The following is a 24,464-nucleotide window of genomic DNA, read 5'->3' on the forward strand; positions in this document are numbered from 1 at the left end:
CGGTGCGCCGAACGGTCGGTGGGTGGCGGTGAGCGGCGGGCTACGCCGGGCGCCGGACCAGTTCGACCACCGGAATCACCCGCGCGGTCTTGCGCTGGTAGTCGCCGAACTGCGGTTCGACCGCGACTTGCTTGTCGTAGATGCTGTCGCGCTCGGCGCCTTCGAGCACCCGAGCGGTCACCGGGAAGGTCTCGGTCTTCCACTCGACGGTGACGTCGGGATGCGCGACGAGGTTGTGGAACCAGTCCGGGTTGGTGTCGGCGCCGCCCTTGCTGGCGAAGATGTAGATGCGGTCGCCGTCGACCAGGGGAACCAGCGGAGCGATGCGTTCCGTGCCGGATTTCGCGCCGAAGTGGTGCACCAGCACCAACGGCTTGCCTTCGAACATGCCGCCCGCGGTGCCGCCGTTGGCCCGGAACTCGCCGATCACCTCGCGGTTCATCGCATCGAAATCGAACGTTTCTGTCATGGTGTTCCTCCCTGTCGTCGCCTTCTTGACGAACTGTCAGAACCCCGGATTGATTCCGGGACGTCCCGCTCGGTGCTGTCGGACAAGATCTGCCGCCCAGGACGGTGCCTGGGCTTTGTCCGGTTGCCGCAGAGCCTGGTCGATCACCAAGGTCTGCAGGATCTCTTCTAGGCGGTTGCGGGGAAACCGCTTCTCGGCCTCGGCAATGGCTGAGGCAAACGCGACGCGTAACGGCGCTGGGCCGAACTCGATCTCCACCCCGCGGCGTAGGTAGTGCGCTATGGGGCCCCGGCGCTGGGGGATTCCTGGTGTGGTGTGCAGGGCTATCGCTTCCCAGACGGTGTCGATCTTCGCCGCGTTCCAGCCGTGCCGGCTCAGGAACGCGGCGGCGGCATCGGCACCCTCCACCTCGAACCGCGCCGGGCCGTCATACCGATCCGCCGTTCCCGCGTCATGGAAAAGCGCTGCGAGGCAGAGTGACTCGGTGTCTAGATTCGGCACTCCATCGCGCAGTGCCGCCTGCCGTCCGAGCACGAACGTCCGGACGCTGTGGTGGTAGATCTGCGGATGCACGACTTCCCGAACGTGTGCGGCCGCGGCAGACATGATGCCGCTACCGGCTCCGTCAGTGTCGATCCCCATCGTCTTCATCAAATCCACGGTGGCACTCATCTAGTCGAAGGTCAGCACGATCCGGCCGCGGATGCCGCCGGATTGAATGGCCCGATGGGCTGCGGCAGCCTCGGCAGCCGGATAGGTTCGCCCCACCCGCAGAGTCAGCAGCCCTTTCTCGGCCAGCACGCGGAGCTCGTCGAGTTTGGCGTGGGCGTGGGTGTATTCCGGGACGAAGACCTCTCGGACGGTGATAGCCCGGTCTGCACGTGGGTCTGGGCCGTCGCGCAGTTCCCAGCCGCGGACCGTGGCAAGCTGCCCGCCGTCGCGCAGTGCGGGCACAACGTCAATCCCTTGCAACGAACCGTCGACGACGGCGTCGACCCCGCCGGGCCACCACTGGCGGATGCGCTCCCCGACCCCGGGGCCGCGGGCAACGATCTGGTCGGCGCCCAAGTCCGCGACCAGCGTCTCGTCGGCGGGCGCGGCGTCGGCGATCACGCGCAGCCCATCGGCCTTGGCCAGCTGGATGGTGTACCCGCCCACCGCCCCGGCCGCGCCCGTGACGGCGATCGTTTGGCCGGGATGCAAGTTCAGCATGTCGAGGGCGAGGCGTGCAGTCAGGCCGTTCATCGGCAATGTCGCCGCAGCCGTATGAGTGCTGCCCGCCGGAGCGAGCGTGACTTGATCCGGGCCCACCACCAAGTATTCGGCGTACGCGCCGCCGGTCGCGTCGATCGGCATGACAATCACCATCACGCGGTCACCGACGTGCAGATCGGTCTGCGCGTCGGCGCCGATCTCGTCGACGACACCGGCGGCTTCCATACCGGGGATGAACGGAGGACGCAACGGGCCGGAGCGCAACTGTTCGTCGAGGTCTCCGGCGCGCAACAAGGTGTCGCCCGGGTTGACCGTGGCGGCATGCACTCGAACGCGGATCTGCCGTGCTCCGGTGGCCGGCATCGGCACTTCGACCAGCTTGAGGACTTCCGGTCCGCCGTACTCGGTGAGACCGACGGCTTTCATCAGCCGGGGGTGCGGCTTCATCACAACCCGAGTTCGGTGAGGCCGGGATGGTCGGCGGGCCGCGGCTCCGCACTGTCCCAGTGGAAGAGGCGGGCGGAATCGGTGATGCGGACGTCGTTGATGCTGGCGTGCCTGATCTTCATCAAGCCGTCCGGAGCGAACTCCCAGTTCTCGTTGCCGTAAGCACGGAACCACTGACCGGTGTCGTCGTGATATTCGTAGGCGAATCGAACGGCAATACGGTTCTCACCATGTGCCCACAGTTCTTTGACCAGCCGGTAGTCGTGTTCGGAGGCCCATTTGCCGGAGAGGAACTCGATGATCTGATCTCTGCCCCGAAGGAAGGTGGACCGGTTCCGCCACCAGCTGTCCTGCGTATAGCCCAGGGCGACGCGCTGCGGATCGCGCGTGTTCCAGAGGTTCTCGCCGGCTCGTACTTTCGCGATCGCGGACTCGTCGGTGAAAGGAGGCACCAGTGCGGATACCGTCATGCTGATCTCCAGGCATCGAAGGTGTGGACACGTCATCCGTCGCCGTCGAACGACGTAGGGGACAACCTCACCCAGTGTCGTCGCCAGGCGACGGGGGCGAATCTGCCATCGGACAGTCCACCCCGACAGTGTTGGTGTGTCCGGCCCGCCCCGCGACCAGTCCCGCCGTCATCTGGGTGCGCGTCGTGAACCGCTCCGCCCGTCATGTCCCGTCCCCGGGCGGCAGTGCGCGGTCCAGCTGACTGCGGGAGCTGACATCGAGCTTGGCGAAGACCTTGCTGAGGTGGTACTGCACCGTGCGGGCGCTGATGAACAGCCGGGCTCCGATCTCGGCGTTGGACAACCCATCGCGAGCAAGCCGCGCGACCTGTGACTCCTGTGCGGTGAGGCCCCGGTCGGCATCGAACGGAGTTCGTTCGCGCATCGCCGTGTCACCCACCGCCCTCAACTCACGCTGGGTCCGCTCCGCGAATGCGTTCATCGTCATCGAAACGAACATCGTGTGAGCAATGCGCAGTTGCTCTCGGGCATCCGCGCGTCGCCGTTCGCGCCGCAACCACTCTCCGTAGAGCAGGTGCGCGCGGGCCAGATCCCCGCGAACGCGTGTCCGACTGAACCGTTCGATCGACTCTAGGTAGAGGCGCTCGGCGTCCGCTCCGTGCTGCAGCAGTGCCGATGACCGCGCGCCGAGTCCCAATGCCCAATCGGTACCGCTGGCGGCGGTCAGCTCTTCCAATCGGGTGAGCGCATCCGCTGCCTTCTCGGCCTCGCCGCTGCGCGCCGCCGCCTCGACCAGTTCGGGCAGCGCCCAATTCGCCGATGCCAACTCGGGCGGGAACTGCGCTGCCAGCTCGGCAGCGCCCAGAGCCCGGCGGTAATCTCCGGAACCGTTGTGCAGGACCGCTTCAGCCCACCAGGCCACCGTGAGACCGTTGCCTTCGCCCCGAGCCGTCACTTCGGCCACCGTGGCCTCGATGAGTGCCATTGCATCTGCTTGTTCGCCGCGCAGGGCGGCCAGGCCCAACGCTGCGTACGGAGCAAGGCGGCTGCCTGTCGCCTCCTGTGCGGCTTCGAGCTCATCGACCACCGCCGCGGCACCGGCGAGGTCACCGAAGAACAACAAGGCTGTTGCGCGGGAACTCAGCGCGACCGGCATGTCACCGATCGCGCCTCGACCGCGGGCAATGTCGACGTGGCGCCTCGTCGCCTGGTCGAAACGGTCGTCGTCCCAGGCCAAGTGGGCTGCCGACGACGCGAGTAGCGCGCAGATGAGTTCTTCGTCAGGCGACACGCCGTCGTCGAACGCTGCCAGAACGGCACCCAGAGCGGGCCTGGCCGCTACGTAGCCCAGGCGGTAATGCAGAATCAGCCAATCCAACAAGAGATCCCGTCGGTCGGGGATGGCGGCTGGGCGTGGTGCGGTCTGCGCGGCGAGGGCGACGTCGAACACGTTGGCGTTGAGGGCGAGACGACCAGCGAACATGGCAGCCAACATTGCGTCCATGTAGGTGACGCGGGACAGTGTGACGTCAATCGATTCCAGTCGTTTGGCGGCGCTCAGTAGCAGCGGCGGCGCGTCGCGGCCATGGTTGGAGATATATGCGATCTGCGCTCTGATGAGATCTCCTCGCGCTCGTTGACGATCGCTGGGGCGCTGCGCTTCTGCCATTGCCAGGAGATCCTGGGCACTGTCGAAGGCGCCCAGCTGAACTTTGGCCGATGCCGCGGCCAGTGCCCGCTCGCTGCGTTTGGCGGAATCGACCGACAGCATGGCTGCCCGCTCCAGGAAGGCTGCCGCGGCGCTGATTCCACCGCGGGCTTGTGCGCGGCCTGCGGAGGCTTCCAGTTCTGCGGCGACGGTTTCGTCTGGCCCGGTAACGGCATGGGCAAGGTGCCAGGCGCGTCGATCAGGGTCTGATCCCGGGTCGGTGGCCGTGGCCAGAGCGCGGTGGGCCTGCTGTCGCTCGGATAGCGACGCTGACCGATATGCCGCAGAACGCACCAACGGATGGCGGAATTTCACCCGGCCACCGAACGACGCCAGCCCGGCTTCGATTGCGGGAGCGGCTTCCTCGGATGCCACCCCGACGTCGCCGGCGGCCCGCCATATCAGGGCGGAGTCGCCGGTCGGTTCGGCTGCCGCCAACAGCAGCAGGCGCCGGGTGGCGTCGGGTAATGCGCGGATACGGGAGCCGAAGGTTTGTTCCATCTCGGCTGGTAAGTGCACTCCGCCCGGCAATCCGAACCCGCCCGCCAACTCGTCGGGCTTCAACCCGCGGGGCAATTCCAGTAACGCCAGTGGGTTGCCATGGGTCTCGGCGATGATCTGCTGGCGGATCCGCGGGTCCATCGGAACCGTGAGCGCGGAATCGAGCAGTGCGTTCGCATCGGGTCCACGCAAACCTCGAACCACCAGGGTTGGCAGCCCTGCCACGGCCTGAGTGGGCTCCCTGGCGGCAAAGACCATCCCCACCGACTCGGACCCCAATCGGCGGGCGACGAAGGCAAGGATCTGCGCCGAAGCCCGGTCCAGCCATTGTTCGTCATCGATCAGGCAGAGCAAGGGGCGGTCCGTGGCGGCGTTGGACAACAAGTTGAGGACAGCGAGCCCCACCAGAAATCGGTCCGGTGCCGGCCCTTGCGCCATGCCCAATGCGGTTGACAGCGCCGCCTGCTGCGGCGCGGGCAGGCCATCGAGGCGGCCCAACAACGGCATACAGAGTTGATGGATCCCGGCGAAAGCAAATTCCATTTCCGACTGGATGCCGGCGGTCCGCTCCACTCGGCAGGGGCCGGCGTTGTTCGCCAGGTGGTTCAGTAGCGCGGTCTTGCCGATCCCGGGTTCACCGCGGATCACCAATGCGCGGCTCTCACCGCTGCGCAGAGCCGCGACGATGCCATCGAGAACCGCACACTCATCCCGACGACCCAGGAGCTTGGGCAACCGGTCGTCTACGGAATAACCGCTGACCTGCACAGGGAGACGCTATACCGCGACGCAGTGCTTCCGGCGGCACAAGCGCCGACTGCCGCTTCTGGCCCCCGCTACAGGCTGCCCAGCAGCTGATTGAACGCCTCGGTCATGGACGGATGGGTGTAGATGGAATCCCGCAGGGCGGTGGCGGTGATGCCGTGCCGCATGGCCAGGGCGACGGTGTTGATCACCTCATGGGCGTCGTAGCAGAGCAGCGCCGCGCCGAGGATCAGATCGGTCTGCGCGTCCACCACCACCTTCATCCGGCCCTGCGGCTCGTCGACGATGCGGGCCCGCGGCACGGTGGCCATACGGGCGACGTCCATGGCTGCGACCTTGATATCGAGTCCCGTGGCGCGGGCCTCGCGCTCGGTCAGGCCCACCCGCCCTAGCGGCGGGGTGATGAAAAGGTTGTAGGGCACGGCCTTCCGGTCGGCCGTGCTGCGAGCCCCGTCGCCGACGAGCTGGTCGAGCACGATGCGGTAGTCGTCGAGGGAGACGTAGGTGAACTGGGGGCCGCCGTTCACGTCGCCCATCGCGAAGATGTGCGGCCGGCTGCTGCGCAGCTGCTCGTCGACCGCGACGGCGCCCGACGGGGTGGTGTCCACCCCCGCGGCCGCCAGGTCCAGTTCGGCGGTGACGGGTTCGCGGCCCAGTGCCACCAGGATGGCGTCGGCGTCGACGGTGTGCACCGTGTCGCCGACCCGATAGCTGACCGTGCCGTCGTCGACCGCGGTCACCTCTGCGTCGGTGATGATCCGGATGCCCTTGTCCTGCAGGATGGTCCGTGCCGCCTCGGCAATATCGTCGTCCTCGCGGGCCAGTACCCGGCCGTGCCGATCCAGCACGGTCACCTCGGAGCCGTACGTGGCGTACATCGCGGCGAACTCCAGGCCGACGTAGCCGCCGCCCAACACCACCAGCCGCGCCGGCAGGTTCTGCTCGGTCAGCAGGTCCGTGCTGGTGTGCACGCGAGGCGAGGTGGCCAGTCCCGGAATATCGGGAAGTGTTGGGCGCGAACCGGTCCCGATCACGATCCACTTCGCCGACACCGTGACTTCGCCCTCGGCGGTGGTCACCGCCAGGGTGTGCTCGTCGAGGAAGCGGGCCGAACCGGTGAGCACCTCGGCCGTCGGGATGCCGTCGATCATCGTGTAATTCACCGCGCGCAGGCCGGCGGTCAACTCGCCGGTCACGGTGACGGCGCGACGGTACTCGTCGGGATGGGCGGTGTCGGTGCCCAGGTGCTCGGATCGGTAGACCATCGATTTCGTCGGGACGCACCCGATGTTGATGCAGGTGCCCCCGTACATCTGCGCGGACTGCTCGATCATCGCCACCCGCCAGCCCTTGCGGCCCAGCGCGGCGGCCAGCGTCTTGCCGCCCTTCCCGAAACCGATTACCGCGAGGTCGACCTGCCGGTCACTCACCGGTGCACCACCACCTTTCCGATCATGTGCCCCGACTCGACCAGCCGGTGCGCCTCACGCAGCCCCACCGCGCTGAAATCGTCGATTGCGGTGGTGATGGTACTGCGCAGCTCGCCTCGGTCAACCAGGTCGGCGGCCGCGGCGAGCAGACGCTGCTGGGCGATCATGTCGTAGGAGTACAACGCGCGGGTGAACATCAGCTCCCAATGCCAGGCGATGCTCTTCGGTTTCAGCGCCACCAACTCCAACCCCTCGGGTTCGTCGATGGCGGTGATGTGTCCGAACGGCTTGGTGATCGCCGCGTACGTCTCGACGTTGCCGGCCGAGTGCGGGGAGAACACGTAGTCGATTCCCTCGGGTGCGGTGGCCAGCGCCTGCTTCTGCAGGTCGTGGTGGTCGATCACCACGTCGGCGCCCAGGTGCAGCGCCCAGTCCCGCGAGTCGTCCCGGCTGGCGGTGGCGATCACCCGGACCCCGGTCAGTTTCTTGGCCAGCTGGATCATGACCGAGCCGACGCCTCCGGCGGCACCCAGCACCAGCAGGTCGCCGGTGGAGTCGGCGGTCAGGCCGAACCGCTCGAACAGCGCCTCCCATGCGGTGATGGTGGTCAGCGGTAATGCGGCGGAATCCTTGAAGGACAACGACTTCGGCTTACGGGAGACGATGCGCTCGTCCACCGCATGTAGTTCGGCATTGGTGCCGGGCCTGCTGACGTCGCCGGCGTACCAGACCTCGTCGCCCACGGCCAGGGTACCGACCTGCGGGCCGACGGCTTCGATGACACCGGCCGCGTCGAAGCCGAGGATCGTCGGTGTCTCCGACGGCTGCAGGCCGCGGCGCCGCTTGATGTCGACCGGATTCACCGAGACCGCATGCACGCGGACCAGCACATCGTGTGGGCGCAGCTCGGGTACGTCGACCCGCACGTCCTGCAGGGCGTCGGGGTTGTCGATGGGCAGGGCGGTGAAAGCTGCGGTGGCTGTCATGGTGGTCATGGGCGCGACGCTAGACCCACCACCCCGGTGTCCCGCAAGGGCGGTTACTTTCCTTCGGGGAAGCTTTGCACATCAGCGGAATTGGCAGCTGTTCGCCGTGGTTGAGCCCTGAGGACGGTTACTTTCGATATGACACCGATGCAGCTCAGGAGGGTCCGATGGCCAGGCCGTGCCCGACGGGGCATCACGACAAACATGATGTGTACTCGGACAGTTGTCCCTGCCGGGCGCTGCTGGACCTGCTGTCGAACAAATGGTCCGCGCTGATCATCGGGTTACTCGAGGAGCGCGGGGCGGTGCGGTTCTCCGAGCTGCAGGCCCAGCTGCCGGGGGTGGGTGCCAAGATGCTCACCCAGACGCTGCGGCGGCTGGCGGCGGCGTCGTTGGTGAATCGCACCGTGTACGCCGAAGTGCCGCCGCGGGTGGAGTACACATTGACCGATCTCGGCGTCAGCGTGTCCGAGCCCCTAGGGCTGTTGCGGACCTGGGTGGAAGACAATATCGATCGGGTCGAGGCGCTGAACCGGGACTGGAACACTTAGCCCTCTTGGATGGTCTTCGCGCAAGCGCTCATCCGATCCGATGGTCTTCGCGCAAGCGCTCATCCGCGCGGCACACGCTCCACGCCCATGCCCAGCCGCTCCGGCACGTGCATGCGCGCGAAGATCCGCGCGACATCCGGTGTCGCTCGGGTGAATCGGCTGACCACGATCATGGTGGCGAAGGCCAGTGGCACGCTGACGGCGGCGGGATAACCGATCATCACCGCCGGCCAGCCACCGAGGACGTCGTCGTCAACTCCGCCTGAGATGGCCACCACGACCGCGCCGCCACAGACGCCGCCACCGGTGATCAGCCCGCATGCGGCTCCGGTGGCGGTCAGCCCGCGCCACCAGATGCCAAGCACCAGAAGCGGACACAACGTCGACGCAGCGACGGCGAAGGCCAGGCCGACGCTGCGGGACAACTCCAGACCCGACACCACCAGCGACAGCGGAATCGGGATCAGCCCGCCGACCACGGCGGCCACCCGGAAATCCCGCACCCGGCCGCGCAGCACGTCGGTGGCCAACGAGCCGGCGATGCTGACCAACAGACCTGATGACGTGGCCAAGAACGCCGCGATCGCACCGGCGGCCACCAGGGCGCCCAGCAGCTGCCCGGCCACCCCGCCGACGGTGGAGCCCGGAGCGAGCAGCACTGCGGCGTCGGCGCTTCCGGTGATCAGCAACTGTGGCACGTACAGCCGGGAGAACACGCCCAGCAGGATGGGGAACAGGTAGAACACCGACAGCAGGGCGATGACGGCCAGCGCGGTGCGCCGGGCGGCCCGGCCGTCGGGATTGGTGTAGAAGCGCACCAGGACATGCGGCAGACCCATGGTGCCCAGGAATGTCGCGACGATGATGGACACCACCTGATACAGCGGATGCCCGCCGCCCAGGCCGCCGCCGGAGGTGATCCACGCACTGCCGGTGCCCGGGGTGCCGGCCACCACCGGGGTGGCCGCGCCGGCGGCCAGGTTCAGTGTGCTGCCCGCGCCGAGGGTGTGGTCACCGGGGGCACCGATGCTGGCGGCGTTCACGTCTCGTCCGTCCAGCGCGCCGGTGACGGTGATTCCGGCAGGGTCGATCACCTGCACCACCACGTCGGTGTCGATGGTGACGGTGGTGTCATGCTGCACGCGCGGGGGCAGCGGGCCGCCGAGTTCTGCGCGGTCGTGCAGGAACAACGCCAGCAGGGCCAGGGCCGGGATGGCGATGGCGGTCAGCTTGAGCCAGTACTGGAAGGCCTGCACGAAGGTGATCGAGCGCATCCCGCCGCCCACCACATTGCTGATGACGATTCCGCCGACCAGCAGCGGTCCGATCCAGACCGGCACGCCGAGAAGGGTTTTCAGCGCGAGTCCGGCGCCCTGATACTGCGGTGCCAGGTAGAACACGCAGATCACCACCACGACGAGCATGGCGACCTTGCGCAGCCGCGCCGAACCCAACCGGAACTCCGCGAAATCGGGCACGGTGTACGCGCCGGAGCGCCGCAGCGGCGCGGCCACGAACAACAACAGGCCCAGGTAGCCCGCGGTGAACCCCACCGGGTACCACAGCGCGTCGGCGCCGTACTTGGCGATCAGTCCGGCCACGCCGAGAAACGATGCCGCCGAGAGGTATTCACCGGAGATGGCCGCCGCGTTCCAGCGGGGGCCGACGCTGCGCGAGGCGACCAAGAAGTCCGAGGTGGTGCGCGACAGGCGAACTCCGTAGGCGCCGATGGCGACGGTGGCCACCGCCGCGGCCAGCAGCGCGGCCGCCGTCAGCGGGGAGCCGGTCATGGTTCGCTATCGACGACGCGGACGAAGTCGCGCTCGGCTTGTTCGGCCAGCCGCACATACAGCCGGCCGACACCGTAGAGCAGCGGGTAGACCAGTACCGCCAGGATCAGCCAGTTCAGTCGCATCCCGAACACCGTCAGCGTGCCCAGGTGCGGTGCCAGCAGCACCGCCAGCGCGACCGCGGCGATCACGACCAGGCTCAGCCGCAGCGCCAAACCGAGTTGGGCGCGCACCAATCCGCGCACCAGCGCGTCACCCACCTGGGTCTGCTCCTGGACCTCCACCCGGGTGCGCACCATCCGGGCGCCGCGCCGGTGGGCCAGCACCACCCGCTGGCGTTCCGCGGCGGGCCGCGCATTCGATGAGGCGGCGGGCCGCGCGTTCGGTCCCGCGGCGGGCCGCGCGTTCGGTCCCGCGGCGGGCCGCGGGATCGAAGCGTCAGGTCGGTCACTCATCGGCGGGCTTCAGGTTGCGCATCGGATCGCGGACCAGCCGGTCGCGCAGTTCACGAGCCTGCCGGCGGCTCACCGGCAGCTCCACCGCGGGCGAGGTGCCGTTGGCGCGCAACCGGACCAGCACCGCCCCGTCCTGCGTGCGCAGCCCGGTGACCAGCCGCAGCGAAACCAGGTATGACCGATGGATGCGTTGGAAGCCGTGGTCGGCCCAGCGAGTTTCCAAGACGCTCAACGGGATTCGGACCAGGTGCGCCCCGGTGGTCGAGTGCAGGCGCGCGTAGTCGCCCTCGGCTTCCACCCAGCCGATGCTGTCGCGGGGGACCAGTTGGGTGATGCCGCCGAGTTCGGCGGGGATCACGTCGGAATCCTGCTCGCCGGGTATCGCCGTGGTCTGGGCCGTCGCGGCCCGGCGTACGGCCTCGTCGAGGCGGTCCTGGCGGATCGGTTTCAGCAGGTAGTCGGTGGCGCCGACGTCGAACGCAGCCACCGCCTTGTCGTCGTGGGCGGTCACGAAGACGACGGCGGGCCGGTGCGCGAAATTGGTCAAGACGCCGGCCAGTTCGATCCCGGACAGACCCGGCATGTTGATGTCGAGGAACACCGCGTCGATGGTGTGCCGGTTGAGTTCGCGCAGCGCCGAGGTGGCGTCCCCGGCGGTGAACACCTCTGCCACACCGGGATGCCGGCCGAGCAGGTAGGCAAGCTCGTCGAGGGCGGGTGCCTCGTCGTCGACGGCCAGCACCGTCAGCTTCGCAGTCACGCCACCCCACTTCCACTGGCCCGCACCCCGGAGCGGAATTTCGGCACCCGCATGATCACCTTGGTGCCCGCTCCGAGGGCCGTCTCGACCACCAGACCGTAGTCGTTGCCGAACGCCGCACGCAGCCGATGGTCCACATTCGTCAGGCCCACATGCGCGGACTGGTGCGTCTGCTCGGCCAGCGCGTCCCCGTGCCCCGCCCGCAGCGTGTCGGGATCCATTCCGGCGCCGTCGTCCTCGACGGTGATGACGCAATCGGTGCCGGCGTCGCGGGCGATGATCTCCACCGAGCCACCGCCCTGCCCAGCGAGGCCGTGCCGGACCGCGTTCTCCACCAACGGCTGGAGCGCCAGGAACGGCACGACGACATTGAGCACCTCGGGTGCCACCTGCAGCCGCACCGTCAGCGTCGCCCCGAACCGGGCCCGCTCCAGCGTCAGATACCGGTCGATATTGCGCAGCTCCTCGGCCAGGGTGGTGTATTGGCCGGCGGCCCGGAACGAGTAGCGGGTGAAATCGGCGAATTCCAGGATCAATTCGCGGGCGCGGTCGGGATCGGTGCGTACGAACGAGGCGATGGTATTCAGTGCGTTGTAGATGAAGTGCGGGCTGATCTGGGCGCGTAGCGCCAGCACCTCGGCCCGGTCCAGGCGCGCCCGGGATGCGTCGAGCTCGGCCAGCTCCAGCTGACTGGCCGCGTACCGGGCCACCTCTCCGATGGCACCGAGCATGCCCGGCCCCGGATTGCCGGCCGCCACCACCACGAGCGCGCCGAGTACGTCACCGCTTTCGGCGAGCAGCGGCTGGGCCACCACGGCGGTGGTGCCGTTGTTGGTCAGCACCCGCCGGGCGGCGGTCACCGATTCGCGGGCGGTGGTGGCGCAGGCGTCGTCGATATCGGGCTGCCAGATCGCGTCGTGGGTGGCGTCCCGGGCCAGCAACACGCCGTCACCGTCGAACAGCGCCACCCCGTCGGTCCCGGTCAACCCGCGCAGGAAGGGTGCGGCGGTTTGCGCGGACTCGGTGTCCAGCCCGCGTCGCAGGGCCCGCGCCGCCAGTGATGCGGTGTGCAGGGCGGTGTGCACGGCGCGTTCGGTGGGGGTGGCCACGACACGGCGGGTGCGCACGATGAACACGGCGGCGATCGCCGCCAGTGCCGCGGCGGCGGCCAGCGCGAGTGCAACGGGGCCGGACATGTGACGGTTCGTTCAGGTCGGGCTACTGAACCGGGCAGGCGTACTTCCTGGCCACGTCCATCACCCGCTCCTGCGCGCCGGGGCCGATGACGCCCTGGGCGGCCAGTTCCAATCCGATGTAGCCGGGGATGCCACCGATACAGGCCTGGTGCGCCACGCGCCAGGCGGTATCGGGGTTCAGGTTGTAGCCGTTGCGTTGCAGGCCTTGCAGGTACTCGTCGAACGCCGGCGTGCCCTGGTCCGGGATCGCGCCGGCCGGTGCGGCCAGCGCGAGGGCGGTGGCCAGCGCGGCCAGCAGGGGCGCCACCACGCGTTTCATCTCGTCTCCCAAGGGTGTGGACCGCGGTTGTCGTGTCCACGTTCGCACACTCCACCGGCCTGGCGGCGCGCTTTAAACTGACCAGATGCCCACTCTGCAGCTGGTCCAAGACCCCGCGGCCGACGCCCTGCTCGAGTCCAACCCGTTCGCGCTGCTGGTCGGGATGCTGCTGGACCAGCAGATCCCGATGGAGACGGCGTTCGCCGGGCCGAAGAAGATCGCCGACCGGATCGGCGGCGTCGACGCCCGCCAGATCGCCGAGTACAACCCGGACCAGTTCACCGCGTTGTGCTCGGAAACCCCGGCGATCCACCGCTTTCCGGGCTCGATGTCCAAGCGGGTGCAGGCGCTGGCGCAGGCCATCGTCGACGACTACGACGGCGATGTGACGGCCTTGTGGACCGCCGGGGACCCTGACGGCGCCGAGGTGCTGCGCCGGCTCAAGCGGCTGCCCGGTTTCGGCGAGCAGAAGGCCAAGATCTTCCTGGCGCTGCTGGGGAAGCAGTACGGCGTGACGCCGGCGGGCTGGCGGGCTGCCGCGGGCGACTACGGCAAGGCCGGCACGCACATGTCGGTGGCCGATGTGGTGGACGCCGGTTCGCTGCAGGAAGTTCGGGCGTACAAGAAGAAGATGAAGGCTGCCGCGAAGGCTGCGAAGCAGGCCTGAGCCATAGGTCCGGAGGCTGCGAAGCAGGCCTGAGCCATAGGTCCGGAGGCTGCGAAGCAGGCCTGAGCCATAGGTCCGGAAGGCTGCGAAGCAGGCCTGAGCCATAGGTCCGGAAGGCTGCGAAGCAGGCCTGAGCCATTGGTCCGCCAAGGTTGCGAAGTCCTGAGTCGCCCGGTATGAGATGGTGATCACATGGCGAAGACGCATCTGAATTGCCCTTGCGGCGAAGCGATCAGCGGCAGCGACGAGGACGATCTGGTGGAGAAGGCGCAGGAGCACCTCGCGCAGGCGCATCCCGGCCGTGAGTACGACCGCGACATGATCCTGTTCATGGCGTACTGATCGGGCCGCTCACGCGACGACGGTGCACCCAGATCACTCATCGGGCCGGATTTGTGATCTGAATGCACCGTCGCGGTCTGTAGTGCTTACGGCACCACCGTCGAGCCGATGGTCGGCATGAACTGGCACTGCTTCTCGGTCGTGGTCACCTGACCGAAGATCGTCGACATGATGCTGCCCGAACCGGTGTCGACGATCGCCGTCAACGTGGTCGGGCCTTGGGGATTCATGTCCGCGCGCGGCTTGAGGGTCGCGGTGCCGGACTTCCCGGTGGACAGGTTCACCCACGTCACGTTCAGCGGCAGCTTCTGCTCTGCTGCCGGGCCGGGGGTGCCGACCGCGGTGAAGACGTACGCGGTCTGGCCCGGTCCGGGGCCGGGGGTCGGGATCGCCGCCGGGCCGGCCACCGAGATCGCCGTCGCCAGCACATTGCCGCCGTCGGACAGGCAGCCGTTGCTGATCGACGGATACATGAAGTCCTGCTTGGTCGCCGCGTCCGGGCTCAGCACACCCGCCGGAGCCGGAGCCGGAGCGGGAGCCGGGCCGGGGGCTGGGGCCGGAGCGGGTGCGGGGACCGCGTCGGGTGCCGGGGCCGGCGCGGCCAGCGCTGCCGCGTCGGGCACCGGAGCGGGTGCCGGTGCGGCATCGGGCGCCGGTACACCAGCCGGAGCCGGAGCCGGAGCTGGAGCCGGTGCGGGAGCGGCGAGCGAGGCCGCGCCCGGTACCGGGCCGACGGCGTAGGCCGGGTCCACGCCGGGCGGCAGATGCGCTTCCGGTCCGGCGCCGGCCGCGGGCACATGGGCCGCCGGCTCGGCGACGAACTGGTTGACCGCCGCCGCCACATTCTTCGAATCACTGGGTGCCGCCGCGTTTCCGGCGAACGCGGCGGCGGCGGCCATGAGCATCGACGCGGCGCCGGACGGATCGGCCGCCGCCTGCTGAATCGCCGGGCCCAGCGTCTCCATGGCCGGCAGCCCCGGGGCCTGCAGGCTGTTGATCGGCAGCGGTGACGGCACCGCGGGATCAGCGCCGGCGACTCCGCTGCCCAGCACCACCAGCGTCGTGGCCGCGGTACTGGTCAGCAGCGTCCGGATCGATGACATGAATCCCCCTGGATATGTGGTGATGACGGTCGGTCAGTGCCGGGTCACGGCAATGCGGACAGTGCGTTGGTCGGCAGCAGCATCGGCACCAGTCCCGCGGCACCGGGCAGTGCGGACGCGGCCGCCGGGGCGGCAGCAGCCGCCGGGGCACCGAGCGCCGCGGGTGCGGTGGTCGCGGCCGAAGCGGCCTTGGGCAGGAGGCCCGCCAGCGGCGAGCCGGCCGGCATCAGCCCGGCCAGGGCACCCGGGAAGCCCAACTGCTGGGGCAGATCCAGGCCGGCCACCTGAGGCAGGTTCACATCGGCCTCGGGCAACAGCACATTGCCGGTGGGCGCGGGCGCGGCGGCTGCCGCGGGTGTGGCCGCCGACGCCGGGGTCACCGCGGGCAGCTGCGGCAGGGTCAGGTTGGCGCTCGCCGTCGGTGCCGGAGCCGCGGCGGGTGTCGCTGCCGCGGGTGCGGCGGTGGCGGCTCCGCCGCCCGACAGTGCCGAGGCCAGGCCCTGGATGAGCTGTGGCGCCATGGCGAGCTGGTTGGCGAACGGCACGGCGGGTGCGGCCGGCGCGGCCGGAGCCACGGGTGCCGGCGGCACCGGGTCGGCGCCGGCCAGCGGGCTCAGTGCGAGCGCAGCGGCGGCACCGGCCCCGGCAATTACGCTGGAAATAAAGGCTTTTCTGGTAGCTGGCATGGTTCTCCCCAATTCGTTGACGGCAGGCCTGCACCCGAAGGTATCCCGTTACTGGTGTTACTCAAGTGACACGTGTGGCGGTTATTCAACCGTTACGGAGGTGTGCGCCGATGGTGACCGCGCGGCGCGCCGCTACAGTCGTGCCGGTAGACACCACCTCGTCGCGCGCACCCGGCGCGCCGCTCACCCGCCTGGCGCCGGTCGCGCTCGCGCTCAGCATCGCGGCCCGGCTGGCTTGGACGTATCTGGTGCCCAATGGCGCGAACTTCGTCGACCTGCACGTGTACGTGGGTGGCGCGGCGGCGCTGAACCACCCGGGAACGCTCTACGACTACGTGTACGCCGACCAGACCCCGGACTTTCCGCTGCCCTTCACGTATCCGCCGTTCGCCGCGGTGGTGTTCTATCCGCTGCATCTGCTGCCGTTCGGCGTGGTGGCGTTCCTGTGGCAGATCGGCATCATCGCCGCGTTGTACGGCGTGGTGGTGCTGAGCCTTCGGCTGTTGGGCCGGACCGATGCGCGGCCGGCGATGGCGTGGACGGCCGTGGGTATCTGGATCGAGCCGCTGCGCAGCACGTTCGACTACGGGCAGATCAACGTCCTGCTGGTGCTCGCGGTGCTGTACGCCGTCTACAGCTCGCGGTGGTGGGTGTCAGGCCTGCTGGTCGGCCTGGCCGCCGGGGTGAAGCTGACGCCGGCCGTGTCGGGCCTGTACTTCGTGGGCGTGCGGCGCTGGGCGGCCGTCGCATTCTCGGCGCTGGTGTTCGTGGCCACGGTCGGGGTGTCGATCCTGGTGGTCGGTGACCAAGGCCGCTACTACTTCACCGATTTGCTCGGCGATGCCGGCCGCGTCGGCCCGATCGGCACCTCGTTCAACCAGTCGGTGCGCGGCGCGATCTCCCGGATCGTCGGGCATGATGCCGGCTACGGACCGGTGGTCGTGGCCATCTTGGTGGTGGCCGCGGCGCTGGCGGTACTGGCGTGGCGTGCGGTCGACGGTGCCGACGACCGGCTGGCCGGCATCGTGATCGTGCAGTTGTTCGGCTTGCTGCTGTCGCCGATCTCGTGGACCCACCATTGGGTGTGGCTGATCCCGCTGATGATCTGGCTGCTGCACGGCCCATTGCGGGAGCGGCTGGGCGCGCGGGTGTTCGGATGGGGCTGGCTGGCGTTGACGCTCGTCGGCTTGCCGTGGCTGTTGAGCTTCGCGCAACCGACCATCTGGGAGATCGGCCGGCCGTGGTACCTGGCCTGGGCCGGCCTGATCTACCCCGTGGCCACCCTGGCCACGCTGGGGTGGATGGCCGCTACTGGCCGAGAATCCGGTCGATATCGGCCGCCATCGCCAGATCCTTCTCGGTGATCCCACCGGCGGAATGTGTCACCAAAGCGAAAGTTACTGTACGCCAACGTATATCGATATCGGGATGATGGTCGGCCTGCTCGGCGAATTCGGCGACGCGGCGCACCGCGTCGATCCCGTCCAGAAACGCCGGGAACTTGACCGACCGGTGCAGGGCGCCCGCTGCCCGTTCCCACCCGGGAAGATCGGCCAGCGCGGCATCCACCTGTTCGTTCGTCAACACAGCCATGGCATCGACGGTATACCGTCGTCGGCGATGCATGAGCAGATTGTCGTTGCGGGGGCGCTCATTTCGCATGACGTCCTGCTGGTGGCGCAGCGGGCGCGCCCCGCCGAGCTGGCCGGGCTCTGGGAGCTGCCCGGTGGCAAGGTCGCACCGGGGGAGTCCGACGCCCAAGCCCTGGCCCGGGAACTGTACGAAGAACTCGAGATCCGGGTGAGCGTCGGTGCCCGGATCGGGCCGGACGTGAGGCTGCCCAACGGCATGACGCTGCGCGCCTACCGGGTGACACTCACCGACGGCAGCCCTCAGCCGCACGACCATCGCGCACTGCGCTGGGTGTCGGCCGCCGAACTCCGCGACCTACCCTGGGTGCCGGCCGATCGGGCCTGGGTGCCCGATCTGTCGGTCGCGCTGAGCGCCCCCGACCGCCGGTAGGTCCAGGTTTGCCACGCGTACAGCGGGCACACAGTAATTCCCTCGAGCCATGGGCGTGCTGGCATTCGACCGGATCGGCAGCAGTATCCCGCAGCTGGTCCAAATCACTTTTGTGGAACTGTTTTCGGTGATGCCGTTGGCCTTCTTCATCGGGAAGGTCACTGACATCCGCGGTGCCTGGGGGTGCCGGGCACCGGGTGTTGGTGTTGTTGCAGACGCCCTGACAGCCAGTGCCCCGTCGGGGTGTCACACGCCTGCGCCGACGAGCGCCGGTGCGGCGACGAAAAGCTCTGCCGCGGCGATCTTTCGGGCTGCACGGTGCAGGGTCACTGCTGTCAACGCGCCGTCTGCAGCCCTGATGAGGTCGACGTGTAGCACCCCGGCGGCGGTGCCAAGCCGAAGTGAATCGGCCACCGGCGTGCGCATACTTTGCGAGACGGTACTACCGGGTATCGTCGCCGCTGCGGCGACGGCGACGGCGGACGTGAGCCCGATGGCGGGATGCGGGGCGAGCATGGACACCATGCGCACAGAGATGTCGTACTCGTCCGCCCACACCTCGGTGCCGGCACTCGTGCGGTAGTTCCTCGGTGAGCCCACCACACCGACTTTCGGGATGGCGTGACTGATCGGCTCGCCAACCCTGCTCAATCCCATCTTCAGCGAGGCCTGGTGGCGAAGCGCCACCAACAGATCCATCCGATCGGCGATGGCGTCGTTGTCCTCGGCGCCGGTCAAGCCGAGATCGGCGGCGTCGAACAGGGCCGCCGGGGCGCCGGCCACCAGCATCGTCGCGGTGTACCTGCCGTCGGCGACCTGGACGTGGTCGACGGCGTGCCCGGTGCGCAGCACGCCTGCCGGATCGGCGTCCAGGCCGGTGAAGGACAGACCCACCGGCACCCCGAGCGCGTTGGTGCCGGGTACACGTGCGGTCCCTTCGCTCGGGATCACCCCTCCGGGGGTGGCGATCTCCGCGGTGAGGACGGCGCCGGTGTTCTCGTTGCGCATCCGGATCTCGGTCGTCGAGTCGTGGACGGCGACGAGGCCGGACTGCAGGGCGTAGAGACCGATCGCGGTGGCGCAATTGCCGCAGTTGCTTCCCCATTCGACCCGTCGATCACCGATCGCCACCTGAGCGAAGAGGTAGTCGACGTCGATACCGGGCACTTGCGAGCGCCGCACGATGGCGGCCTTCGAGGTCGTCGAACTTCCGCCACCGACCCCGTCGAGTTGGCGGGGATCGCCGGATCCGAATGCAGAGGTGAGGAGCGCTTCGAGGCCGCCGGCGTCGCTCAGTAGGGGGTCGACGTCCACGGCGTTGAACAGCCAGCACTTGCTGGTTCCGCCCCGCATCCAGGTGCCACGGAGAGTGAGCATGTCAGATCAGGCCTTTCCACACGAGAAGTGAGGTGTGATTCCACTGTGAGCGCTCCTGGCGTGTAGCACAATCACGCATTACCGGACTGTGGTTAAGTTCCGCTAAAGCCAGTCGTGCTGACGCAGCTGCCGCGAATGCGTGCTCAGAACAACGCGGGTGCGGCGACCAGGACGAGCCAGCACAGTGCCGGAGCCAGGGCGACGACGATGCCGGCGTTGAGCAACAGCTGGCGGTAGAACCTCGGTCGGGCAATCCCCTGAGCATTCGCCAGTACCAGGGCGCCGTTCGTGGAGAACGGTGAGACGTCGACGACGGTGGCCGAAATCGCCAGTGCGGCAACGACACCGACGACCGGTAGCGCTCCGGTGTGCAGCAGGGGAAGGGCCATCGGGATGATGGCGGTGAGCAGTGCGGTGGAGGAGGCGAACGCCGAGGTGACGCCGATGACGTAGCAGAGGACGGCGGCAACCAGCAGGGGTGCGCCGATGGTCATGGACATCTCGGCGAGGTGGTCGATGGTGCCGATCTCTTGCAGTACCGAAATGTAGGTGATCATGCCGGCCACGAGCAGCACGGTGGACCAGCTGATGCCGGCAATCGCCTCGTTCTGCTTGGACAGGTCGGTGAAGGCCAGAACAGCGCCCGCTGCGATGGAGATGAAACTGATCGGCAGGTGGAACACCAGCACCAGCACCAGCACCACGCCGATGAGAGCCAGCGTGAGCTTCTGTACGCGGGTCACCGGAGTGGGCATCGCGTCCAGCAGGACGCCGGTGCGCACCGGTCGGGTGAGCAGTCCGGTGCCGGTACTTCCCGAGCCGCCGACGATGGCGGTGCCGCGCGGGTCATGGCCAGTGGACACGCCTGCGGACCCGAGGTCGTCGTAATCGGGCCCTTCCGGGGTGCCGGTGGCGCTGAACTCCAGGTGGCGGACCCGGGCCAACGCGGCATATCCGACGACGGTCAGGACCGACAGCAGCAGGTTGATGCCGTAGCTGGCGAAGAACAGCGTCCACGGGTTGATGCTCAGGCCGCTCTTCTCGACGATGTCGCGCACCAGCACGCCGGACACCGAGATCGGGGAGAACGCCCCGGCGTGGGCTCCGTTGATCGTCATGATGCCCATCACCAGCGGGCTCATCTTGGTTCGTGCGGCGAACGACATCGCTGCCGGAGAGATCAACGCCACTGCCGCCGGGCTGAACGTACCGAGTGCTGTCAAGACCGAGGCGCAGAAGAAGAACACCCACGGCACCAGGGTGACGCGGCCGCGCACCCCGCGGATGCAGGCGTTGACCAGCAGGTCGATCGTGCCGTTGCGTTTGGCCATCCCGAAGAAGTAGGTGACGCCGACGATCGTGAGCACGATCGAACTGGGGAACTCGGCCAAGAGCTCCTTGTCGTCGTAGCCGAGCATGAAGTACCCGACGCCGAAGGCGCCGATGAATCCGAGAATGCCGATGTTGATGGGAAAAAATGTGGCGATGACGAACATCGCCACCAGGGCGATCAGCGGGAGTACTTCGACAGAGGTCATCGTTGGTCTCTCAGTTCCGGAGAAGGTCGCGCTGCGCGCAAACCGAGCACCGTTCCGCGCTTTCGGCGGAGCTGCGATGGTTGCGGATCACACCCTTCGTTGATCATTACCCAGATCACACTAAGAACGTGGTGACTTAACGACAATGTCGACTATGTACAGTAGGGTTCAGTTTCTCTTAAACCACGCTGGAGTGTTGTGCTCGATACCAATCGGATGTTCACGTTGCGTGAGGTTGCCACCCACGGATCCATCACCGCGGCCGCGGAGGCTCTGGGTTACACGACGTCTGCCGTCTCACAGCAGATCGCCAAGCTCGAAAAGGAAGCGGGGCAACCCCTTCTCGAACGCCACGCCCGGGGTGTCGCGCTGACCGATGCCGGCCGGTCGGTCGTCCGGCACACCGAGCGCATCCTGGTCGAACTGCATGCCGCGGACGCCGAACTGGCCGAGATCCGGGGCCTCCGAGCGGGTGTCCTGGCCATCGGCACCTTTCCCACCGCCGGCTCGTCGCTGCTGCCCCTCGTGGTCAAGGAGTTCAAGACGCGGCACCCGGGGGTTGAACTGAAGGTGTTCAGTGGCCGTTTCGACCGGCTCGTCGATGCGCTACGCCGACGGGAGACCGAATTGTCCCTGCTCTGGGACTACGAGTGGAACCGGATCAACGACCCGACCCTGACCTACCACCACCTGATGAACGATCCGACCATGCTGCTGGTGTCCGAACATCACCGGCTCGCCGATCGTGATGCGATCAGCATCGGCGAACTCCGTGACGAATCCTGGGTGGTGCGTGCCGAAGACCATCCCGTCGCGCAGACGTTGGAAAAGCTTTGTCAGCAAGGCGGATTCACGCCCCGCACCAGTGTGTTCGCCCATGATTACGGCGAAGTGCAGGCCATGGTCGCGGTTCAGCTCGGCGTGGCGATCGCCCCCCGGTTGGCGGTACTCAATCCGCGGCCCGACGTCCGTTCGATCCGCCTCGCCACGCGCCCGCCCCAACGTCGGATACTCATCGCGCATCTCGCCGAGCGACGGTTGAGTCCCGCCGCGCACGAGGCCATCGCGGTGAGCGCCGCAGCCGCACGCCAACTCGAGGAAGGCTTCGCCGCCGGTTGACGCGCGGCGCCGCACCGAGGACCCGAGCACTCACCCCTAGTACCGCAGCCGGTCACCGACCACCCGCACCTCACCGCCGGGATGCTGGGCGGAGTAGATCGGGTGGATGAGCGCCTGGTGCCGGCAATGCGGGCACGATGCCTGTGGCGCATTGGCCGAGGAGAAGGTCAGATGGTGACATGCCGCACACCGGACCACGAACGCCCCGCCCATCCAGTTGATCAATCCCAGGTAGATCGCCGCCGTCGTCGCCAGTGCCAGCACCACGATCAGTGCCACGGTGAGTGCCTCGTAAACCGTCATGATCGCTACCTCCAACCGTCGGTGACGGACACTTCAACCGTACGCTCGATTCCGCCGGTAGACGCAGGTCATCACGACTTTCTGGCATGTTTGAAGACTTTCTCCAGCTCCTTTCCAGACACCCCGGCGTGGGCGGCCTTCCGCACCTTGTGCAGCACCAGTGGACAGCGCTTGCAGCGCGGCTTGCTCCGGCAGCACTTCTTCTTCGGCTTCGCCGATACCAGCTTCTTCACGGGCTCTTCCGTCGTTTTCGTGATCGGGTACTCACACTGCGACAATCACCGTCGTGGATTCTCGCCCGAACTTTCGCAACGTTGCCATCGTCGCGCACGTCGACCACGGTAAAACCACCCTGGTCGACGCCATGCTGCGGCAGTCCGGTGCGTTGACCCACCGCGGTGACGACGCGACCGAACGCATCATGGACTCCGGTGACCTTGAGAAGGAAAAAGGCATCACCATCCTGGCCAAGAACACCGCGGTGCACCGGCACAACGCCGACGGCACCGTCACGGTGATCAACGTCATCGACACCCCGGGCCACGCCGATTTCGGTGGCGAGGTGGAACGTGGCCTGTCGATGGTGGACGGCGTGGTGCTGTTGGTCGACGCGTCCGAGGGCCCGCTACCCCAGACCCGGTTCGTGCTGCGCAAGGCGCTGGCCGCGCACCTGCCGGTGATCCTGGTGGTGAACAAGACCGACCGGCCCGACGCCCGCATCGCCGAGGTCGTCGAGGAAAGCCACGACCTGCTGCTCGACGTCGCCTCCGACCTGGACGAGGACGCCCAGGCTGCGGCCGAGAAGGCGCTGGACCTGCCGACGCTGTACGCCTCCGGTCGTGCGGGCATCGCCAGCACCGCCCAGCCCGCCAACGGCGAAAACCCCGACGGCGAGAACCTCGACCCGCTGTTCGACGTGCTGATGGAGCACATCCCGCCGCCGCAGGGCGATCCCGAGGCGCCGCTGCAGGCGCTGGTGACCAACCTCGACGCCTCGGCGTTCCTGGGCAGGCTCGCGCTGATCCGCATCTACAAGGGCCGGCTCAAGAAGGGCCAGCAGGTGGCCTGGATGCGCGAGGTCGACGGGCACCCTGTCGTCACCAACGCCAAGATCACCGAACTGCTGGGCACCGTCGGCGTCGAGCGCACGCCCACCGAGCAGGCCGTGGCCGGTGACATCGTCGCGGTGGCAGGTATCCCGGAGATCATGATCGGTGACACCCTGGCCGACCCCGACCACGCGCACGCGCTGCCGCGCATCACCGTCGACGAGCCGGCCATCTCGGTGACCATCGGCACCAACACCTCACCGCTGGCCGGCAAGGTGTCCGGGCACAAGCTCACCGCCCGCATGGTCAAGAGCCGGCTGGACCAAGAGCTCGTCGGCAACGTGTCGATCCGCGTCGTGGACATCGGCCGGCCCGACGCGTGGGAGGTGCAGGGCCGTGGTGAGCTGGCGTTGGCCATCCTGGTGGAGCAGATGCGCCGCGAGGGCTTCGAGCTGACCGTCGGTAAGCCGCAGGTGGTCACCCGGCAGGTCGACGGCAAGTTGCACGAGCCGTTCGAGGCGCTGACCATCGACTGTCCCGAGGAGCACCTCGGCGCCATCACCCAGCTGATGGCCGCCCGCAAGGGCCGCATGGAGCAGATGACCAACCACGCCGCGGGCTGGGTCCGGATGGACTTCATCGTGCCCAGCCGCGGACTCATCGGTTTCCGCACCGACTTCCTGACCATCACCCGTGGCACCGGCATCGCCAACGCGGTGTTCGACGGGTACCGGCCGTGGGCGGGCGAGATCCGCGCCCGGCACACCGGCTCGCTGGTGTCCGACCGGTCCGGTCAGGTCACGCCGTTCGCCATGATCCAGCTGGCCGATCGCGGGACCTTCTTCGTCGAGCCGGGTGAGGACACCTACGAGGGCCAGGTGGTCGGGATCAACCCGCGCGCAGAGGATCTCGACATCAACATCACCCGCGAGAAGAAGCTCACGAACATGCGGTCCTCCACGGCCGACGTGATGGAGACGCTGGCGCGGCCGATGGAACTCGGTCTGGAACAGGCCATGGAGTTCTGCGCCGAGGACGAGTGCGTCGAGGTGACACCGGAAGTGGTGCGGGTGCGCAAGGTCGAGCTGACGGCCAGCCTGCGCGCCCGCGCGAAGGCCCGCGCGAAGCAGCAGCAGGGCTGACAGACGCCCCGGACTACGCGCCCGCTGTCGGCGGCGGCTGCCGGGCGTGCCGAT

Annotated in this window: 26 protein-coding genes; 7 read left to right on the forward strand and 19 right to left on the reverse strand. The window is 68.0% G+C overall.

The features are described from left to right. Window positions 1-40: 40 nt before the first annotated feature. The 7 genes from AWB94_RS02445 to AWB94_RS02475 all read right to left on the reverse strand — a co-directional run bounded on the left by AWB94_RS02445 (window position 41) and on the right by AWB94_RS02475 (window position 8,000). Window positions 41-469 (reverse strand): nitroreductase family deazaflavin-dependent oxidoreductase, encoded by a 429-nt coding sequence (locus AWB94_RS02445; RefSeq protein WP_062658861.1) that lies wholly within the window; start codon window positions 467-469, stop codon window positions 41-43. Between the two features lie 36 nt (window positions 470-505). Next, window positions 506-1,141, reverse strand: a complete 636-nt coding sequence (locus AWB94_RS02450; protein WP_234811586.1) for an HD domain-containing protein — start codon at window positions 1,139-1,141, stop codon at window positions 506-508. Next, window positions 1,142-2,110, reverse strand: coding sequence for an NADP-dependent oxidoreductase (locus AWB94_RS02455; protein ID WP_062658907.1), 969 nt, complete (start codon window positions 2,108-2,110; stop codon window positions 1,142-1,144). Between the two features lie 20 nt (window positions 2,111-2,130). After that, complete coding sequence (locus tag AWB94_RS02460; RefSeq protein WP_062658862.1) at window positions 2,131-2,601, reverse strand: nuclear transport factor 2 family protein; 471 nt, start codon at window positions 2,599-2,601, stop codon at window positions 2,131-2,133. Between the two features lie 202 nt (window positions 2,602-2,803). Beyond that, window positions 2,804-5,578 (reverse strand): helix-turn-helix transcriptional regulator, encoded by a 2,775-nt coding sequence (locus tag AWB94_RS02465; protein WP_201029599.1) that lies wholly within the window; start codon window positions 5,576-5,578, stop codon window positions 2,804-2,806. Between the two features lie 68 nt (window positions 5,579-5,646). Further along, the gene (locus tag AWB94_RS02470) at window positions 5,647-7,005 is read right to left on the reverse strand and encodes an FAD-dependent oxidoreductase (RefSeq protein WP_062658863.1); all 1,359 of its coding nucleotides are present in this window, start codon (window positions 7,003-7,005) and stop codon (window positions 5,647-5,649) included. Then, complete coding sequence (locus AWB94_RS02475; protein ID WP_062658864.1) at window positions 7,002-8,000, reverse strand: zinc-binding alcohol dehydrogenase family protein; 999 nt, start codon at window positions 7,998-8,000, stop codon at window positions 7,002-7,004. The genes AWB94_RS02470 and AWB94_RS02475 overlap by 4 nt, the downstream gene beginning before the upstream one ends. Before the next feature lie 158 nt (window positions 8,001-8,158). On the opposite strand from AWB94_RS02475, the gene AWB94_RS02480 reads away from it, so the two are divergent. After that, window positions 8,159-8,542, forward strand: coding sequence for a winged helix-turn-helix transcriptional regulator (locus AWB94_RS02480; protein ID WP_062658865.1), 384 nt, complete (start codon window positions 8,159-8,161; stop codon window positions 8,540-8,542). A gap of 59 nt (window positions 8,543-8,601) precedes the next feature. Here AWB94_RS02480 and AWB94_RS02485 read toward each other — a convergent pair whose 3' ends face one another. From AWB94_RS02485 to AWB94_RS02505, 5 genes are all read right to left on the reverse strand, one after another. Further along, window positions 8,602-10,332 carry a sodium/solute symporter gene (locus AWB94_RS02485; protein WP_062658866.1) on the reverse strand — a complete coding sequence of 577 codons (1,731 nt, stop codon included), beginning with the start codon at window positions 10,330-10,332 and terminating at the stop codon, window positions 8,602-8,604. Next, window positions 10,329-10,658 (reverse strand): hypothetical protein, encoded by a 330-nt coding sequence (locus AWB94_RS02490; protein ID WP_085122205.1) that lies wholly within the window; start codon window positions 10,656-10,658, stop codon window positions 10,329-10,331. Before AWB94_RS02490 ends, AWB94_RS02485 begins: the two co-directional genes overlap by 4 nt. Window positions 10,659-10,779: 121 nt before the next feature. Further along, a complete protein-coding gene (locus AWB94_RS02495) occupies window positions 10,780-11,547 on the reverse strand; it encodes a LytR/AlgR family response regulator transcription factor (RefSeq protein WP_062658867.1) in 768 nt (255 codons plus the stop codon). Next, window positions 11,544-12,743 carry a sensor histidine kinase gene (locus tag AWB94_RS02500; protein WP_062658868.1) on the reverse strand — a complete coding sequence of 400 codons (1,200 nt, stop codon included), beginning with the start codon at window positions 12,741-12,743 and terminating at the stop codon, window positions 11,544-11,546. The genes AWB94_RS02495 and AWB94_RS02500 overlap by 4 nt, the downstream gene beginning before the upstream one ends. 22 nt (window positions 12,744-12,765) lie before the next feature. Further along, window positions 12,766-13,062, reverse strand: a complete 297-nt coding sequence (locus tag AWB94_RS02505; RefSeq protein ID WP_062658869.1) for a DUF732 domain-containing protein — start codon at window positions 13,060-13,062, stop codon at window positions 12,766-12,768. A gap of 85 nt (window positions 13,063-13,147) precedes the next feature. On the opposite strand from AWB94_RS02505, the gene AWB94_RS02510 reads away from it, so the two are divergent. Together AWB94_RS02510 and AWB94_RS02515 are read left to right on the forward strand one after the other, a co-directional pair. Next, a complete protein-coding gene (locus tag AWB94_RS02510; protein ID WP_062658870.1) occupies window positions 13,148-13,729 on the forward strand; it encodes an HhH-GPD-type base excision DNA repair protein in 582 nt (193 codons plus the stop codon). A gap of 192 nt (window positions 13,730-13,921) precedes the next feature. Then, window positions 13,922-14,071 (forward strand): DUF1059 domain-containing protein, encoded by a 150-nt coding sequence (locus AWB94_RS02515; RefSeq protein ID WP_064961369.1) that lies wholly within the window; start codon window positions 13,922-13,924, stop codon window positions 14,069-14,071. A gap of 86 nt (window positions 14,072-14,157) precedes the next feature. Here the strand turns inward: AWB94_RS02515 and AWB94_RS02520 are convergent, their stop codons facing one another. Both AWB94_RS02520 and AWB94_RS02525 read right to left on the reverse strand, forming a co-directional pair. Further along, window positions 14,158-15,174, reverse strand: a complete 1,017-nt coding sequence (locus AWB94_RS02520) for an Rv1157c family protein (RefSeq protein WP_062658871.1) — start codon at window positions 15,172-15,174, stop codon at window positions 14,158-14,160. A 44-nt stretch (window positions 15,175-15,218) separates the two neighbouring features. Continuing rightward, window positions 15,219-15,860 (reverse strand): hypothetical protein, encoded by a 642-nt coding sequence (locus AWB94_RS02525; protein ID WP_062658872.1) that lies wholly within the window; start codon window positions 15,858-15,860, stop codon window positions 15,219-15,221. A 110-nt stretch (window positions 15,861-15,970) separates the two neighbouring features. Here AWB94_RS02525 and AWB94_RS02530 point away from each other — a divergent pair, with 110 nt between their 5' ends. Beyond that, the gene (locus tag AWB94_RS02530) at window positions 15,971-17,224 is read left to right on the forward strand and encodes a mannosyltransferase (protein WP_084395404.1); all 1,254 of its coding nucleotides are present in this window, start codon (window positions 15,971-15,973) and stop codon (window positions 17,222-17,224) included. Here AWB94_RS02530 and AWB94_RS02535 read toward each other — a convergent pair. Then, the gene (locus AWB94_RS02535) at window positions 17,169-17,453 is read right to left on the reverse strand and encodes a 4a-hydroxytetrahydrobiopterin dehydratase (protein WP_036396893.1); all 285 of its coding nucleotides are present in this window, start codon (window positions 17,451-17,453) and stop codon (window positions 17,169-17,171) included. The two genes, AWB94_RS02530 and AWB94_RS02535, sit on opposite strands and share 56 nt — an antisense overlap. A 27-nt stretch (window positions 17,454-17,480) precedes the next feature. Between AWB94_RS02535 and AWB94_RS02540 the strand changes: the two genes are divergently transcribed. Next, window positions 17,481-17,882 (forward strand): (deoxy)nucleoside triphosphate pyrophosphohydrolase, encoded by a 402-nt coding sequence (locus tag AWB94_RS02540; RefSeq protein ID WP_062658911.1) that lies wholly within the window; start codon window positions 17,481-17,483, stop codon window positions 17,880-17,882. Between the two features lie 246 nt (window positions 17,883-18,128). On the opposite strand, the gene AWB94_RS02545 is transcribed toward AWB94_RS02540, so the two are convergent. Both AWB94_RS02545 and AWB94_RS02550 read right to left on the reverse strand, forming a co-directional pair. Beyond that, window positions 18,129-19,259: a PrpF domain-containing protein gene (locus AWB94_RS02545; RefSeq protein WP_062658873.1), complete on the reverse strand. Its 1,131-nt coding sequence runs from the start codon at window positions 19,257-19,259 to the stop codon at window positions 18,129-18,131. Between the two features lie 143 nt (window positions 19,260-19,402). After that, a complete protein-coding gene (locus AWB94_RS02550; protein WP_062658874.1) occupies window positions 19,403-20,797 on the reverse strand; it encodes an SLC13 family permease in 1,395 nt (464 codons plus the stop codon). A gap of 198 nt (window positions 20,798-20,995) precedes the next feature. On the opposite strand from AWB94_RS02550, the gene AWB94_RS02555 reads away from it, so the two are divergent. Beyond that, entirely contained in the window at window positions 20,996-21,916 is a 921-nt protein-coding gene (locus AWB94_RS02555; RefSeq protein WP_062658875.1) for a LysR family transcriptional regulator, read from the forward strand. Between the two features lie 36 nt (window positions 21,917-21,952). On the opposite strand, the gene AWB94_RS02560 is transcribed toward AWB94_RS02555, so the two are convergent. Next, window positions 21,953-22,219, reverse strand: a complete 267-nt coding sequence (locus AWB94_RS02560) for an FmdB family zinc ribbon protein (protein WP_062658876.1) — start codon at window positions 22,217-22,219, stop codon at window positions 21,953-21,955. A 71-nt stretch (window positions 22,220-22,290) separates the two neighbouring features. Continuing rightward, window positions 22,291-22,452, reverse strand: coding sequence for a hypothetical protein (locus AWB94_RS34935; RefSeq protein ID WP_165576299.1), 162 nt, complete (start codon window positions 22,450-22,452; stop codon window positions 22,291-22,293). 53 nt (window positions 22,453-22,505) lie between these two features. Between AWB94_RS34935 and typA the strand changes: the two genes are divergently transcribed. After that, window positions 22,506-24,410, forward strand: a complete 1,905-nt coding sequence (gene typA / locus AWB94_RS02565) for a translational GTPase TypA (RefSeq protein ID WP_062658877.1) — start codon at window positions 22,506-22,508, stop codon at window positions 24,408-24,410. The last annotated feature ends 54 nt before the right edge of the window (window positions 24,411-24,464 follow it).

Source organism: Mycolicibacterium canariasense (assembly GCF_002101555.1).
GTDB lineage: Bacteria > Actinomycetota > Actinomycetes > Mycobacteriales > Mycobacteriaceae > Mycobacterium > Mycobacterium canariasense.